Annotated in this window: 10 protein-coding genes and 1 pseudogene; 5 read left to right on the top strand and 6 right to left on the bottom strand. The window is 62.4% G+C overall.

All coding sequences use genetic code 11. The annotated features are described in order from the left end of the window. Genes AC07UC_RS03735 through AC07UC_RS03720 form a run of 4 tightly spaced genes read left to right on the top strand, consistent with a single transcriptional unit; the run spans position 1 to position 5346 of the window. The gene (locus AC07UC_RS03735; protein ID WP_056573744.1) at positions 1 to 921 is read left to right on the top strand and encodes an ABC transporter permease; all 921 of its coding nucleotides are present in this window, start codon (positions 1 to 3) and stop codon (positions 919 to 921) included. Positions 922 to 966: 45 nt separating this feature from the next. After that, complete coding sequence (locus tag AC07UC_RS03730; protein ID WP_202325113.1) at positions 967 to 2610, top strand: ABC transporter substrate-binding protein; 1644 nt, start codon at positions 967 to 969, stop codon at positions 2608 to 2610. After that, entirely contained in the window at positions 2600 to 3544 is a 945-nt protein-coding gene (locus AC07UC_RS03725) for an acetamidase/formamidase family protein (RefSeq protein WP_494904100.1), read from the top strand. Before AC07UC_RS03730 ends, AC07UC_RS03725 begins: the two co-directional genes overlap by 11 nt. Further along, a complete protein-coding gene (locus AC07UC_RS03720; protein ID WP_494904098.1) occupies positions 3541 to 5346 on the top strand; it encodes an ABC transporter ATP-binding protein in 1806 nt (601 codons plus the stop codon). The genes AC07UC_RS03725 and AC07UC_RS03720 overlap by 4 nt, the downstream gene beginning before the upstream one ends. Positions 5347 to 5458: 112 nt before the next feature. On the opposite strand, the gene AC07UC_RS03715 is transcribed toward AC07UC_RS03720, so the two are convergent. Genes AC07UC_RS03715 through AC07UC_RS03705 form a run of 3 tightly spaced genes read right to left on the bottom strand, consistent with a single transcriptional unit; the run spans position 5459 to position 11214 of the window. Then, the gene (locus AC07UC_RS03715; RefSeq protein ID WP_494904096.1) at positions 5459 to 9016 is read right to left on the bottom strand and encodes a glycoside hydrolase family 99-like domain-containing protein; all 3558 of its coding nucleotides are present in this window, start codon (positions 9014 to 9016) and stop codon (positions 5459 to 5461) included. After that, positions 9009 to 10370, bottom strand: coding sequence for a rhamnan synthesis F family protein (locus AC07UC_RS03710; RefSeq protein ID WP_494904095.1), 1362 nt, complete (start codon positions 10368 to 10370; stop codon positions 9009 to 9011). Before AC07UC_RS03710 ends, AC07UC_RS03715 begins: the two co-directional genes overlap by 8 nt. Then, positions 10327 to 11214 carry a glycosyltransferase family 2 protein gene (locus tag AC07UC_RS03705; RefSeq protein WP_494904094.1) on the bottom strand — a complete coding sequence of 296 codons (888 nt, stop codon included), beginning with the start codon at positions 11212 to 11214 and terminating at the stop codon, positions 10327 to 10329. Before AC07UC_RS03705 ends, AC07UC_RS03710 begins: the two co-directional genes overlap by 44 nt. 350 nt (positions 11215 to 11564) lie before the next feature. On the opposite strand from AC07UC_RS03705, the pseudogene AC07UC_RS03700 reads away from it, so the two are divergent. Then, a pseudogene (locus AC07UC_RS03700) lies at positions 11565 to 11765 on the top strand (branched-chain amino acid ABC transporter permease); the annotation flags it as partial. Positions 11766 to 11796: 31 nt separating this feature from the next. Here the strand turns inward: AC07UC_RS03700 and AC07UC_RS03695 are convergent. The 3 genes from AC07UC_RS03695 to AC07UC_RS03685 all read right to left on the bottom strand — a co-directional run bounded on the left by AC07UC_RS03695 (position 11797) and on the right by AC07UC_RS03685 (position 15442). Continuing rightward, complete coding sequence (locus AC07UC_RS03695; protein ID WP_494904092.1) at positions 11797 to 12630, bottom strand: class I SAM-dependent methyltransferase; 834 nt, start codon at positions 12628 to 12630, stop codon at positions 11797 to 11799. Positions 12631 to 12873: 243 nt separating this feature from the next. Then, the gene (locus AC07UC_RS03690; RefSeq protein ID WP_494904091.1) at positions 12874 to 13854 is read right to left on the bottom strand and encodes a 2-dehydropantoate 2-reductase; all 981 of its coding nucleotides are present in this window, start codon (positions 13852 to 13854) and stop codon (positions 12874 to 12876) included. A gap of 67 nt (positions 13855 to 13921) precedes the next feature. Next, positions 13922 to 15442 carry an acyl--CoA ligase gene (locus AC07UC_RS03685; RefSeq protein ID WP_494904090.1) on the bottom strand — a complete coding sequence of 507 codons (1521 nt, stop codon included), beginning with the start codon at positions 15440 to 15442 and terminating at the stop codon, positions 13922 to 13924. Positions 15443 to 15494: the final 52 nt, after the last annotated feature.

The raw sequence follows: 15494 nt of genomic DNA, 5'->3' as shown, positions 1-15494 counted from the left end.
ATGATCGCCTATCTCGGCCGCCGGCTGATCCAGTCGCTGCTCATCCTGCTCGGCGTCTCGCTGATCACCTTCGCGCTGCTCTACCTGTTGCCGGCTGATCCGGTGCGCCAGATCGCCGGGCGCAGCGCCACGCCACAGACGGTCGAGAACATCCGCCAGCAGCTCGGCCTCGACCAGCCTTTCGTCGTCCAGTACTGGCACTATCTGACCAGGCTCGTCAGCGGCGATCTCGGCCGCTCCTATATCCAGCGCTCCGAGGTTACCGAGCTGATCGTCTCGCGGTTGCCGGCGAGCCTGCTTTTGATGGTCGGCGCCATCCTGTGCGAATTGCTGATCGGCCTCTCCATGGGCCTGATCGCCGCCGTCAAGCGCGGCACCGCCACCGACCAGACCTTGATGGTCGCGTCCTTCGTCGGCGTCTCGGCGCCGCAATTCGTCGTCGGTCTCTTGCTGCTCTACGTCTTTGCCGTGCGGCTGAGCTGGTTTCCGATCGGCGGCTACGGCACCTGGCGCCATCTGGTGCTGCCGTCGCTCACCATGGGCATCCTCGGTGCCGGCTGGTACGCGCGCATGATGCGCTCGTCGATGATCGACGTGTTGCGCCAGGATTACGTCCGCACCGCGCGTGCGAAAGGCCTGGCGCGTGGTGCCATCCTCTTCCGCCACGCACTGCCCAACGCCATCCTGCCGATCATCGCCATGATCGGCATCGACATCGGCATCTTCATGGGCGGCATCGTTGTCGTCGAAAGCGTGTTCGGCTGGCCCGGCATCGGCCAGCTGGCGTGGCAGGCCATCCAGCGCGTCGACATCCCGATCATCATGGGCGTCACGCTGGTCTCGGCCTTTGCCATCGTGCTCGGCAATCTGCTGGCCGACATCATCGCGCCCTTCATCGATCCCCGTATCAAGCTCAGATGACAATCAGGACATGACCGAAAACAAACAGAGAAAGGGAACATAACAATGAAAAAGTATCTCATATCCACGGTAGCGGCATCGGCACTGGCGCTGATGCTCGGCATGACGAGCGCGCGCGCCGAGGACACGATCGATCCCAACGCCAAGCAGGGCGGCGCCATCACCATCACCTACAAGGACGATGTCGCGACCCTCGACCCGGCGATCGGCTATGACTGGCAGAACTGGTCGATGATCAAGAGCCTGTTCGACGGGTTGATGGACTACGAACCGGGCACCACCAACCTCAAGCCCGACCTTGCCGAGAGCTACGAGATCTCGCCCGACGGCAAGACCTTCACCTTCAAGCTGCGCCACGGGGTGAAATTCCACAACGGCCGCGAAATGACCGCCGACGACGTGAAGTATTCGCTCGACCGCGTCACCAACCCGAAAACGCAGAGCCCCGGTGCCGGCTTCTTCGGCTCGATCGTGGGCTATGACGAGGTCGCCGCAGGCAAGGCGGAGACCCTGTCGGGCGTCACGGTCGTCGATCCCTACACCGTCAAGTTCGAGCTGACCCGTCCCGACGCCACCTTCCTGCATGTCATGGCCATCAACTTCTCGCATGTCGTGCCGAAGGAAGAGGTCGAAAAGTACGGCGCCGATTTCGGCAAGCATCCGGTCGGCACCGGAGCCTTCAAGCTCGCCGAATGGACATTGGGACAGCGCATCGTCTTCGAGCGCAACCCGGACTATTGGCACAAGGGCCTGCCGCATTTGGACAAGATCACCTTCGAGATCGGCCAGGAGCCGATCGTGGCGCTGCTGCGCCTGCAGAAGGGCGAGATCGACGTGCCCGGCGACGGCATTCCGCCGGCCAAGTTCCAGGAAGTGATGGCCGATCCCGAGCAGAAAGCTCGTGTCGTCGAAGGCGGCCAGCTGCACACCGGCTATGTCACCATGAACACCACCATGGCGCCGTTCGACAATGTGAAGGTGCGCCAGGCCGTCAACATGGCGATCAACAAGGCGCGCATCATCCAGATCATCAACGGCCGCGCCGTGCCGGCCAACCAGCCGCTGCCACCGTCGATGCCGGGCTACGACAAGGAATACAAGGGCTATCCCTATGACGTCGCCAAGGCCAAGGCGCTGCTTGCCGAGGCCGGTCATCCCGATGGTTTCGACACGCAACTGTTCGCCATGAACACCGACCCCAACCCGCGCATCGCCCAGGCGATCCAGCAGGATCTGGCGGCGATCGGCATCAAGGCCAGCATCCAGTCGCTCGCCCAGGCCAATGTCATTGCCGCCGGTGGCGACAAGGCCGGCGCGCCGATGATCTGGTCCGGTGGCATGGCCTGGATCGCCGACTTCCCGGATCCGTCGAACTTCTACGGCCCGATCCTCGGCTGCGCCGGTGCTGTTCCGGGCGGCTGGAACTGGTCGTGGTACTGCAACAAGGATCTCGACGCCAAGGCGGCCGAGGCCGACTCGGTGGTCGATCCCTCAAAGGCCGTCGAACGCGACAAGATGTGGAGCGCCATCTACGACAAGGTGATGGAGGACGCGCCCTGGGCGCCGGTCTTCAACGAACAGCGCTTCACCATGAAATCGGCCCGCATGGGCGGCGCCGACAACCTCTATGTCGACCCGGTTCATATTCCGATCAACTATGACAATGTGTACGTAAAAGATGTGCAATAACTGCGACTACACCATCCACGGACGCCATCACCATTTCGGCTGGGACAACGCCTTTGCCCCGGCCGAACGTGTGGCGCCCCGCTCGACCATCGAGTTCCAGTGCCTCGATTCCTCCGGCGGTCAGCTGAAACCCGACAGCACGGTCGGCGATATCGCCAAGCTCGACTTCGCCACGATCAACCCGGTGACCGGGCCGATCTTCGTAGAGGGCGCCGAACCGGGTGACGCGCTGAAGGTGACGATCGAGATGTTCAAACCGTCCGGCTTCGGCTGGACGGCGAACATTCCGGGCTTTGGGCTGCTCGCCGACGATTTCATGGAGCCGGCGCTGAACATCTGGAAATATGACGCAGCCTCGCTCGAGCCGGCGCTGTTCGGCAAAAATGCGCGTGTGCCGCTAAAGCCTTTTGCCGGCACCATCGGCAACGCATTGGCCGAGATGGGCCATCACTCGGTGGTCCCGCCCAGACGCGTCGGCGGCAATCTCGACATCCGCGATCTCGCCGCCGGCACGACGCTCTATCTGCCGGTGGAAGTGGCCGGTGCGCTGTTCTCGGTCGGCGACACCCATGCCGCTCAAGGCGACGGCGAAGTTTGCGGCACGGCGATCGAAAGCCCGATGGACGTCGTGCTCAAGCTCGACCTGGTCAAGGACGCCCGGCTGAAGACGCCGCGCTTCACCACGCCGGGGCCGGTGACGCGCCATCTCGACGCCAAGGGCTATGAGGTGACGACCGGCATCGGGCCGGACCTGATGACGGGTGCGAAGGAGGCCGTTGCGCAGATGGTCGATCTGCTCGCCGGGCGCTACAAGCTCGATCCGGTCGAGGCTTACATGCTGGCCTCGGTCTGCGGCGATCTGCGCATCAGCGAGATCGTCGACATGCCGAACTGGGTGGTCTCTTTCTACTTCCCGCGCTGCGTCTTCGAATGAACGCTGGCGTGGGCAAGGGGCGGACCGGAGCTGCCGCTCCGGTGACGGCGGGACCGGTGCTCGATATCGCCGGCCTGTCGGTCAGCGTGCGCGGCGAGGATGGCGAGCGCGAGGTTGTTTCCGACCTGTCGCTCACGCTTGCACGCGGCGAAACGCTCTGCATCGCCGGCGAGTCCGGCTCCGGAAAATCGATGACGGCGCTGGCGATCATGCAATTGCTGCCGCAGCCTGCTGCCCGCATATCCTCCGGCACCATCCGTCTCGGTGATACCGAGCTGACCGATCTCGACGAGCGCCAGATGCGGCGCATTCGCGGCGACCGCGTCGCCATGATCTTCCAGGAGCCGATGACCTCGCTGAACCCTGTGCTGTCGATCGGCCGCCAGCTCATCGAATCCATCGAGGCGCATACCAGCCTGTCGCAAGCCGAGGCCCGCCAGCGTGCCCTCGAGGCGCTGAAGGCGGTGCGCATTTCGGAAGCTGAAAGCCGGCTAAAGCAGTTTCCGCACGAACTCTCTGGCGGCATGCGCCAGCGGGTGATGATCGCCATGGCGCTGGCGCTCAAGCCCGACGTGCTGATCGCCGACGAGCCGACGACGGCGCTCGACGTCACCGTGCAGGGCGAGGTGCTGGAACTGCTGCGCGACTTGCAGCGCCAGCATGGCACGAGCGTCATCCTCATCACCCACGACATGGGCGTGGTTGCCGAGATGGCCGATCGCGTCATCATCATGCGGCATGGCCGCATGGTCGAGGAGGGCAAGGCATCGGACATTTTTGTCCGACCTCAGGCGGATTACACCCGCGAGCTGCTGGCCGCCGTGCCGCGCATCGGCAGCGGTGTCGGGCGGCAGAAATCCAGGGATGCACAGGAATTTTCCAAGCCGGCAAACGTCGCCGAGGTCAGCGACCTTCATGTTCGCTTTGATCTACGCGGCGGCGTTTTTGGCCGGGTCACCCGCCGTGTTCATGCGGTTGAGGGCGTCAGCTTCTCGATCGCGCCCAACGAGACGCTGGCGCTGGTCGGCGAGTCGGGCTGCGGCAAGTCGACCACCGCCAAGGCGCTGGCCGGACTGGTGCCGTATAGCGGCGACATCGTTGTCGGGGCGCGCAATCTATCGGGCCTGGGCCGCGACGAACGCAAGGCGGTGCGCCGCGACGTGCAGATGATTTTCCAGGACCCCTTCGCCTCGCTCGACCCGCGCATGCGCGTCGGCGATCTCGTCGCCGAGCCGCTCGTCATCCATGGCATTGCCTCGAAGGACGAGCGCCGGGAGCGTGTGGCGGCATTGTTCGAGCGCGTCGGCCTGTCGGCCGACCAGATGGAACTCTATCCGCACGAATTCTCAGGCGGACAGCGCCAGCGCGTCTGCATTGCCCGCGCGCTGGCGCTGCGGCCGAAACTGATCATCGCGGATGAGAGCGTGTCGGCGCTTGACGTCTCGGTGCAGGCGCGCGTGCTCGACCTGTTGAAGGAATTACAGCGCGAGTTTGGCGTCGCCTATCTCTTCATCTCGCACGACATGGCGGTCGTCGAGAACATTTCCGACCGCGTCGCCGTCATGTATCTCGGCCAGATCGTCGAGATGGGCACGCGCGATCAGGTCTTTTCCAACCCGCGTCACCCCTACACGAAACGGCTGATCGAGGCCGTGCCGGTGCCTGATCCGGCCAGGCGCAGAAGCCGCTTCGCCCGGCTCGATCAGGAGATCCCTAGCGCCACCCGCAAGATCGGGGAGGCGCCGCTAAAGCTGGCCTTGCAAGATGTCGGCAACGGCCATCTCGTCGCTGCCGGTAACTAGAGCAATTCCAGGAAAAGTGTGAAGCGGTTTTCCCTGGACAAGCGCGTAGCGCTTGCCCTTGGAATCGCGCCAAAACAAAGAGGTGAAGCAGTTCACCGTTTCCGTGAAACGGTTACGGCTCGAGAGCAATCTCTGGGATCCGCGGGCTTCTCGCAGGGAATTCGCCCAATTTGGTTAGCGAATACAGGCTTTCCATCTCTTCGGCCGGGCGACCGGGAAAGAGCTGGTTCCAGAGTTGCAAGGCATGTTCGGCCATTTTCAGTTTGATGGCCAAGTCCGTTTCGTATGTGTGCAAAACATGCTGATGGATCATTTGCCGCGTGCGCAGCAGTGCCTCTGAATGGGAGGCGGTGACGGCGCTGGTAACGCTGTCCCCGTGCCGGCGGTGATGGTTGAGCAATGCAGATTCATAGGCGACGGAGCCGTTGCGGATTGCCTCGAGGATAAAGTACCAGTCGCCGCCCGCCGGCAGGGACAGGACATGCGCGACGAAATCCGGCGTGATGTCGAACTTCCGGAAAACCGCCGCGCTGATATTGATGACCGTGTTCTTGACACCCAGCCCTTCGTTGACTTCCTGCGCCGCCGAAACCTGGTAGCTGCGCCTCCATTTGAAATCGGAGAGATCGGTGAGGTACGGGCTGGACAGATAGTCGCCGACGGTCTCGCTTCGATCATTGATCATCTTCGATGCGCAAAAGGCAAACTTCACGCCTGGATCGCGGAACAAGGGCACCAGTGTTTCGAGGAAACTCGGCTCTGATACGTCGTCGGCTTCGGCGATCCAGATCAAGTCGGCCTTTGCAAGCGCCATGCCCTTGAACCACTGCGGGTATGGCGCCCCGGAATTCCTGTCATTGACGATGACACGGGTGCCATGGACACCGGCATAGTAATTCAGGATCGATTGGCTGCCGTCTGTCGAGGCATCGTCCAGGATGATGAGTTCAAAATCCTGGAACGACTGCCCTAGAATACTGTCCATACGCTCATGCAGATGGCGCGCGTAGTTGTAGTTCGGCACGATGATCGAGACCGCCGGCGGCTTGTTTGCGACCTTCCGCATGGTCGACAGCAGGCGCGGAAAGACCCGATCGGTGGAAAAATGTAGCCTTGCCTTGGCGCTCGCCTGCCTGCCAAGCTGCATCCGCAGGGACTTGTCCCGGATTAGTCTCAACGTGGCATCGGCCATCGCGGCGGGGTCAGCCCGCTCGACGATGATGCCGGCATCCTCCTCGACGAACTCCGGTGCCCCGCCGCTGCCCGCGAAGCAGATCACCGGCAATTCGGCGAAGGCCGCCTCCAGCATGACGCGGCCGAACGGCTCTTCGCGGGAGGTCAGGAGAAACAGATCGGCGCGCCGCAGGTAAGTCCCCACATCGTCGACATCACCCAGAAATGTGACTTTTTCGTCCAACCCGTCCGCCCGCAATCTGTCGAGTTGCTGCGACCATGTACCGAGAACCTCATCCCGTTCGCGCCCCCGAAACGAGCCGAGCCAGTAGAAATGATAGTCTTCGACCCCGCGTGCCCGAAGGATTCTGGCGACCTCGATGAAGAGGTCGGCACCCTTGCGGAAGGGCATGCCGACGCCGGAACCCAAGACGATGACCTTGTCCGTCGGCCAGCCGGCAAGGCTGCGGCTTTCAAGGCGCCGGATTTCCGTAGGGCTGTGATCGGCGTTGGGTTGCGGAACCGCACTTGGGATGACGTCGATGGCGTCCGTTGCAACGTTGTGCTCGGATACCAGATAGTCCCGGACACTTCGCGAACACGCTACAAATCTCTGTGTGCGGGAAACGACATTGCCCATATTGTCCTTGGCGTATCGGGCAACGCTCGTTCCCAACTCCCTGGCATGCGTCAGGATTGGCCGGTCCAGTTCTCCAAGCAGCGCGTGCACCCGGCCGGTCGCCAGGCTGTTGCAATAGATGAGGTCCGGTATGCCACCGTACCATTCCGTAATGTGGGCCAGCTTCGTGGCGGTCGTCCCGGTCTCTGAAGCCAGATCATCCAGAACGACGGTATCGACGAGACGTCGAAACGCTTCGAGCCACTGACCGCCTGCCAGGCACAGCACCTTGATCTCCAGATTGGTATGCGATTGCAGCCATTGGATGATGTTGATCAACGATGCCTGCGCTCCACCGAGAGCCGCATCATGCGACACGAACAAAACGCGCCACGACGGCCCCCCGGGTGATCTGCCGGCCGCTGGCCGTGCCGACAGGACGTCCCGCGTCTCCTGCAGATAGGCGTAGCCATGGCGGGCATCAGGCTCGAGATAGGCTCCCTCCGCCCATTCGTTCCAGGCATTGACGAAGATCAGCCGGCTGTCGAAATCGGCAAACCGATCACATGTATCGACGACCGCGTTGGCGAGCCATTCTCTGTAGCGGGACGGCGACGGGTTCACCAGAATGTAGGCGGCCTCCATCCTCCGCGCCGTGTTGTCCCAGGAAGGGCAAACCCCGCGAAACAGCGTGTAGGCAACCTGCGGGTAGGCGCGGCTGCGATTGAGGAGCTCTGTCCAGTCGTAGATCTTCCCCCTGAAGCCGCTCTTGAGCGCTGGGATGCTGGCGCTGATATCGGGAAATCGTCCAAGATTCGGTGGAAACTCGACGGCGGCGTCGAATCCGAATTCGGCGGGATCGTCCAAGTCGAACGACTGTGGATAGGCAAGAAAAATCTCGCCGATGCCGGCTTCCCGGCAATAGGCCCTCCAGCGTCGTGCCGTTTCAGCTGCCGACGGAAACAATCCGGGCCGATAAACCATAAGCAGTGGCTTGCCGCCGATACGGATGTATCTTCTGTCACGGAAATAGCCGGCTACGTATTGGATGAAGGCCAGGTCGTCGTCGGGCGAGTGCGATTGCGGGATCAAGACTTCCTGTTGGCGCCCATCCCAACGGCGGCTCCACGGCTCGTTTGCCCAGTTGATGCAGAAACCCATCTCGTGTGCGTCGTTCTCGACGAATTGGGCGATCGGCATCTCAAGAACGCGCTTGCCGTTGAACCAGTAGAAGTGGAAACAGAACCCCGAGAGGCCATACTGAAGGGCAATCTCGATTTGTTCCTTCTGGATGTCCTTCACGCGCAGGTCATAGAAGCCAAGATCCGCCGGCAGCCTGGGCTGGTAATGACCGTCGAACTGCGGCGTCGCCCGCGTCACATTCGTCCATTCCGTGAAGCCCTTTCCCCAGAAGGCATCATTTTCAGGAATCGGATGAAACTGCGGCAGGTAGAATGCAACGAGGCGTGCCCGCAAGGCGGCTGGTCGCCCCTCGCCGGATCGCGGCACATAGCTAGTGGGTCTCTGAAGGGCGCCGGCATTTGTGCCCGGAGCACGCCGGGCGCTGCGCCCCTCCATCTTGCCGAAACGAATGTAGTGATCCAACGGATTCATCGACGCCGCAGTCACGTCGGGATACTTCGTCAGGTAGTATTCGTTGTCGAAGTCCGGACTTGGGTTTCGTGACTCGGCGGCACCGTGCCTGATGTAATGCAGGATCGGATCTTTTCCGCTTCTGGCTACATCCGGATTCTGGACCAGATACCACGACAAATCGAACAGCCCGCTGGCGCGAATTCGTTGCCAGGTTCGGAAGATCTTCCAGCGTCTTCTGCTGATGAGCGATCCTATGAAGATCAGGAATTCGGATCTATCCAATCGGGTCTGCCTCGCGGGAATCCGGCGCCATCTCGTCATCCCAGGCAATGCCGGAGATCTTTGTGCAGATCATTCCAAGCACACGCTCCAGGGCATGCTGCAACGTGCCGTCTTGTTGGCTTGCCTCTTCGGGGAAGACTGCCAAAGGCAGATCAAGTCGCATGAGGGGTTCCAGCGCGCCGCGGCGAACCCAGAACATCGTCCCGGCAAAGAAGTCGAGACGGGAACTGGAGGGCATCCCCATCGTCTCCAGCAAGTTGAGGACCATCGCCCTGTTCTCGCCCCACGCAGCCTTCTCCCCCTTCCATTCATTGGGCAACCGAAAGCGCCTGGATCCAATCATCTGGGTCTCGGGCGAACGCTCGAACTCGGCGATGATGCGGTCAACCATGTCGCGGGATCCGATCAGGTCGAACGCACTGGCCTGGCGCCAGATATCACCGAGGACCATGCGCGGCCCGCGCGGCCCAGACTTCTTGCCATGCAGCTTGCAGATCAGGTCGAAGGGATCGAGCCTTCCTTCACGAAGCAATTGGATGAAAGGACCGACGTCGCGACCGCGATTGTCATAAACGACGACCTCGGCATCCGGAAATCTCGCCTGGACGCGTTGCGCGAGTGCCGTGTCGGGCTGGGTCAGTGAGAGGATGAGATGGAACGGGCGACCGATCGTCGCCAGCAGCGCCTCGAATTCGGGCCAGAGATCGGGGTAATGCAGATGAAGCGCTACGGCGATTCTGGGCTTGACGGCGGGCCGGCGTTCGGGGGCCTCGGCTGGCGGACCATCAAAGTGCCGTAACAGGGTTTTCTGCAGATTGTCGCTCGCCGTGCCAAAACCCCAACCGGCAAGGCTGCCGAGGGCACGGGCCAACTCGCGCCCTTCCGCCCCTGAAATGTGCAAAAGAGGCTGCAATACGATGCCTTGGCCAAGAGGCAGTTGAAATCGCTTGTGGCGACGGCGCCGACTCAACAGCGCGCCAATATCCCTGATGCTTAGGAGGCGAGCACTCGCCGCAACGACGTCGCTTCTGTCGAACCGCAGCACCAGTCCGCCTTCACGGCTTTTGAGCAGATAGGACGTCCGCTTGGTGACAGGTACATAGACGACCCTGTCCAGATGTCCAGCGCGGCTAACATTGAGCCGGAGAAACGGCATCCGCCTGTCCGTTGGCGAAAGCTCGACGATGTAGCGTCCCGGCGTGTGGATGTGGATTTCGCTCAGCGCACTGCTTTGGTCGACACCACATGCGTCGCCTTTTCGCGGTTCGCAGGGCAGGACATCAGGCGGAACAAGTCTTGTGTCGGTAGCGTCAGGCGACATAGCCGCTGTTTCGATTCGCGTGCGATCGGTCAAGGATGCTGTCAAATATACCGATCAGCCGGCCCAGGGAATTAATCAGTCTATTTCGATTAAGCGTAAGGCAGTAGAAGCCTATCTTCGTCAGATAGCGGAGTATGTCCACAAATGGGCTATAGGCTATGCCGTACTTTCTGCGCAAGTGGATCTCCGACCGCATCTTGGACCGATACCGGAAGATCCGTGACCGGGTTGATTGTGCAACCGAAGTGCCAACGTCGTGGACAGCATGCGCGCTACTGACAAGGATCATGGGCTCGTCACGCTGCAGCAACCGATAAGAGAGATCGTCATCTTCGAAATACAGGAAGATATCCTCGTCGAAGCCTCCTGTATCGAGGAAGAGCGTTCTTCTGATCATGAACACGCCGCCATTGACGAAGCGCACGCAACAATCCCCCCAGACCTGCCGGATACGTGTGGGCAGCGACACACCGGAAAGGCGATCTATTTCGCTTTGCTCGCGAAACCACAGGCGCCCATCCACCGTGTTCGTGCGCGGCACGAAGACGCCGCAATTCGGGTAGCGTTCAGCCGCCTGCATCAGCGCGTCGACGGCGTCCGCGCCAAGGCGCACATCGGGGTTGACGAACAGCAAATACTCCCCCGATGCCGTCGCCGCCCCGATGTTGCAGGCACGCCCAAAGCCGAGGTTTGCAGGATTATCGATGCGATGAACGGCAAAACCGGATAGCGCGGCGGAAAGATCGTCGGTGCTTGCATTGTCGACACACACGATCTCGATGCCCGGGGGCAGGCAAGCGAGCGCGCCGCGCACGGTATGCGCGCTGTTGTGCGTCACGGTAATGGCGGTTATCGACCTATTCATTACCAAAGCCATCCTGATATCTCAGTTGGCTTCCCCCTGGAGGCTGGCGATCCATACGCAATCTAAGCGTTACGGCTCTGGCGGTCGAGTCCATTCCCCTGACTAAGAATGGGATGATGCGCTGATTCCGCCATGCCGCCGGTCACGGCTCACATGGCCGTGCCGCTTCCCGAGCTTCCGGCTGGCGTGATCTGGCCAATCGGCCTTGCTGCCACCCTGGCGGCGGCAGGCTCAGGAAAGCGGTCCGGCGGGCAAAAGCCTTGCCAGGCGTCGAACAGGAAATCCGCAAGCCGCCCCTTGCCGCTCATCCTCATCTTGCACATGTTCAATACCGCTTGCTGGTAATCGTTGGGGGGACGCTGCTGCTCGGCGGCATCGGCACGATGGTCGGGCCGATCGTCGGCGCCAGCCTGGTCGTCGGGCTGGAAAACACGCTCGCCACCTCCGGTTTCCCCGCGACCATCGCCACCCGACTCATCTTCATGGTCTGCGTGCTGGTCTTCCGCCGCGGCATCGTCGGCGAGCTTTATGCGCGCGTGCTCGGTCGGGCGGGCAGGGGCTGATCCGCTCCGGGCAATCCCCGTCACCGGATTCCTATGGTTTTTGGAATTTCAGGATGAAGCGGTCACTTTCGCCTATGGCCGCATACTTTGCGTGATCTTGCGCGCCGAGCTTGAAGGTTGGCGGCAGGGTCCACACACCGCTCGGATAATCCTTCGTGTCTTTGGGATTGGCGTTGACCTCGGAGCTGCCGATGAATCTAAAACCCGCGGCCTCCGCAAGGCCTACCGCAACGTCCTGGCGCACATAACCAGACTTGGCGAGCGGATCTTGCGGCTCGTCCGGCTTGCCCCGATGCTCCTCGACCCCGAGGATACCGCCAGGCTTCAGCGCCTTGTAGAAGGCGGCGAAAGCGTCCGCGGTGATGCCGGCACTCATCCAATTGTGGATGTTTCGAAAGGTCAGTACGAAATCCGCGCTTCCTGGCGGCGCGATCGCATATTTGTCTGCGGCAAATTCAGTGACGGTGACCTTGTCATAATCGGCCGGATCGGCGGCAAGCTTGGCTGCCAAGGCGGCATTGTCCTTCTGGACCTCAGCCGAAGGCGAAGCCTTCTCGCCATTTGCCGCGATATAGCGACCGTTTTGCTTCAGGTAGGGGGCCAGGATCTCGGTCCAATATCCGCCTGCGCCAGGAAGGATTTCGACGACGACGCTGTCAGGCTTCACGCCAAAGAATGTCAGCACCTCGCCGGGATGGCGATATTTGTCCCGCACGCTGTTGGGCTGTGAGCGCTGGCTCCCGCTGATCAGCTTCTCGAGCGCCGGATCGACACTTTCCGCAAATGCGGTCGAAGCGCAAAAAGCGCCGATCGAAACGCTGAGAAGAGCGACAAATTTCAAGGCAATGCGACGACTCGGAAGCATGAAATCATTCTCTTGTGCTTTGGCAGTCGCATCATGATACCCCGCCGGTGGGCTGGCGATGTCAGAAATGGCTCAAAGACCTCAAGAGAAGGACGACGTTTCCAATATCTACGCCTTGCGTGGAACGCCTTGCCTCCGGAGGGTTCAAAGGTCTGGCCCTTGCCGTGGATACTCTCCAAAGCTACCGAACCGCATCACTCCTGGCTGAGCAGGCGCTTTAAGGCTTGGACTGTCGCGCGCCTCTTACCCATAACACCCGCGCTCCACCGCCAGCCGCCGCACCAGCGCCAGCACGGCATCAATCGTCGGCGTCGGCTTGTCCGTCAGCCGGCCAAGTTCCTGTACTGCTGTGACCAGCGCATCGATCTCCATCGGGCGGCAGCGCTCGAGGTCCTGCAGCATCGAGGTCTTGTGTTCGCCGACATCGCCGGCGCCCTTGATGCGGCGGTCGACCCCTATGGGAAAACGCACGCCCAGGCTTTCGCCGATCGCTTGCGCCTCCAGCATCATGCTGCGGGCAAGCTGGCGGGTACCTTCATCGGCGACGATTCCCGCCAGCGTGCTGCCGGTTAGCGCCGAGATCGGGTTGAAGGAGAGGTTGCCCCACAGCTTCACCCAGATTTCGCTGCGGATATCCTCGCGCACCGGTGCCTGCAGGCCGGCCTTGACCATTTCCTCGGCCAGGCGCGTCACCCGTTCGCTGCGCTCACCCGAAGGTTCGCCAAGCGAGAAGCGCTTGCCCTCGACATGGCGGATGAGGCCGGGTGCGTCGACCTCGGCGGCGGGATAGACGACCGAGCCGATGACACGCTCCGGGCCTATCCGCTGCCAGATCGCGCCGCCGGGATCGACCGCGTTCAGCCTGGTGCCTTCGAGCGGCCCGCCCACGCCATGGAAATACCACCACGGCACGCCGTTCTGCATGGTGACGACTGATGTGTCCCGTCCGAGGAGCGGCGCGATCTGGTCCAGTGCCGGGGTGAGCGAATGGGCCTTCAGCGCCAGCACGACTGTGTCCTGAACGCCGAGTTCCTCGGCCTTCGCGGTGGCCCGGACGGGAGCGACGGATTCCTTGCCGTCCTCGATCAGGCGCAGGCCATTCGCCTTGATCGCTTCGAGGTGGGCGCCGCGCGCGACGATCGACAGGTCGGTGCGGCCGGTGATCGCCAGCTTGGCGGCGAGATAGCCGCCGATCGCGCCGGCGCCGAAAATGGTGATCTTCATCTTAGTGGGCCTTTTATTTCATGCATGTCGTTATCTTGGAACCGAGGACACTTCCAAGCGACATGCATTAAAGCCCGAGTTTGGCGGCAAGGCCGATGCGCTGCAGCTTGCCCGTCGCGCCCTTGGGGATTTCGTCGAGGATCAGCACCTTGCGCGGCACCTTGAAGTCGGCGAGCCGCGTCGCGGCATGGCTGCGTATGTCGCTTTCGGTGGCGCTCATGCCTTCGCGCAGCACCACGGCCGCCGCCACATCCTCGCCGAGCTTGTCATGCGGCATGGCGAAGGTGACGACCTGCGCCACCGCCGGATGGTCCATCAGTACGTCGTCGACCTCGAGCGGCGAGATCTTCTCGCCGCCGCGGTTGATGATCTCCTTGAGCCGGCCGGTGACGCGGAGATAACCGTCCTCGTCGAGCACGCCCTGGTCGCCGGTGTGGAACCAGCCATGCGCGAAGGCCGTGGCATTGGCGTCCGGGTTCTTCTCATAACCCGCCGTGACATTGGGTCCGCGAATGACGATCTCGCCGGTCTCGCCGGCTGTGACCAGCCGTCCGTCCGGCGCCATCACCGCGACCTCGGGTCCGCCGGCCGCGCCGACACTGCCCGGCTTGCGCAGGCCCGGCGGCAGCCGGTTCGACGCCATCTGGTGCGCGGCCTCGGTCATTCCGTAGGATTCGATCACCGGACAGCCGAAGGTTGCCTCGAGCTCGCCCATCACTTGCGCCGGCAGCGACGCCGAGGAGGAGCGGATGAAGCGCAGGCGCGCCGCCGCCAGGACCTCGGTATTGCGCGCCGCGCGCGGCAGGATCGCCTGGTGCATGGTCGGCACCGCCGTGTACCAGCTCGGCTTGGCGTCGCCCAGCCACTGGAAGAAGCGCAGCGCGTTGAAGCCCGGCGTGCAGTAGATGCTGCCACCCGCTGCCAGCGACGACAGCACCGCCGCGATCAGGCCATGGATGTGGAACAGCGGCATGATGTTGAGGCAGCGGTCCTCGGCGTTCAGGCCGAGCGTCGCGCCGATATGGCGGGCTGACGCTGCGATGTTGGCATGGCTGAGCGGCACCAGTTTTGGCCGCGATGTCGTGCCCGACGTGTGCAGCAAAAGCGCGATATCGCCGTCCCCTGCCATGGCGGGCGCTGCTTGCGGGCCGACCGCCGCGCCCTCGATGGTGAAGCTGCCGGCCGGCGCATTGGGCTGCACGATGAGCCTCAACACGCCGATGCCGAGGCGTTCGGCCACCGCCACCGCCGGCCCGGTCTCGTTTTCCGCGACAAGGATCGCCTTGGCGCCGATGTCGGTGAGATAGAAATCGAGCTCGTCGGCCCGGTAGGCCGGATTGAGCGGTGCCGTCGAGGCGGCGGCCGCCACGGCGACGAAGGCGGTGGCCATCTCCGGCCCATTCGGCAGCACGATCGCCACCCTGTCGCCCCTACCGATGCCGAGCGCATGCAGCCGCTCGGCCGTGGCCTCGATCAGGCTCCGCAGCCCGCCGTGGGTGAGTGTGGCCCTCTCGGGCGCCAGGATTGCGGGAGCGTTGTCGGCGCCGGCGGCGAGACGATGGGAGAGGTCTTTTGAATTCGTGCTCATGGTCACCGACTATGGTTCAAACAACTGCTTCTAGAAAGTCCAGCGGACGATC

It is taken from the genome of Mesorhizobium sp. GW821-FHT04C10, from assembly GCF_059420305.1.
Note: the sequence above shows the minus strand (reverse complement) of the source record. Positions and strands in the feature narration are given on the sequence as shown.

Bases quoted from the DNA above. Each gene is read 5' to 3' on its own strand.
- AC07UC_RS03735 (WP_056573744.1), top strand. From the start codon at position 1: ATGATCGCCTATCTCGGCCGCCGGCTGATCCAGTCGCTGCTCATCCTG.
- AC07UC_RS03730 (WP_202325113.1), top strand. From the start codon at position 967: ATGAAAAAGTATCTCATATCCACGGTAGCGGCATCGGCACTGGCGCTG.
- AC07UC_RS03725 (WP_494904100.1), top strand. From the start codon at position 2,600: ATGTGCAATAACTGCGACTACACCATCCACGGACGCCATCACCATTTC.
- AC07UC_RS03720 (WP_494904098.1), top strand. From the start codon at position 3,541: ATGAACGCTGGCGTGGGCAAGGGGCGGACCGGAGCTGCCGCTCCGGTG.
- AC07UC_RS03705 (WP_494904094.1), bottom strand. From the start codon at position 11,214: ATGGCTTTGGTAATGAATAGGTCGATAACCGCCATTACCGTGACGCAC.
- AC07UC_RS03695 (WP_494904092.1), bottom strand. From the start codon at position 12,630: ATGCTTCCGAGTCGTCGCATTGCCTTGAAATTTGTCGCTCTTCTCAGC.
- AC07UC_RS03690 (WP_494904091.1), bottom strand. From the start codon at position 13,854: ATGAAGATCACCATTTTCGGCGCCGGCGCGATCGGCGGCTATCTCGCC.
- AC07UC_RS03685 (WP_494904090.1), bottom strand. From the start codon at position 15,442: ATGAGCACGAATTCAAAAGACCTCTCCCATCGTCTCGCCGCCGGCGCC.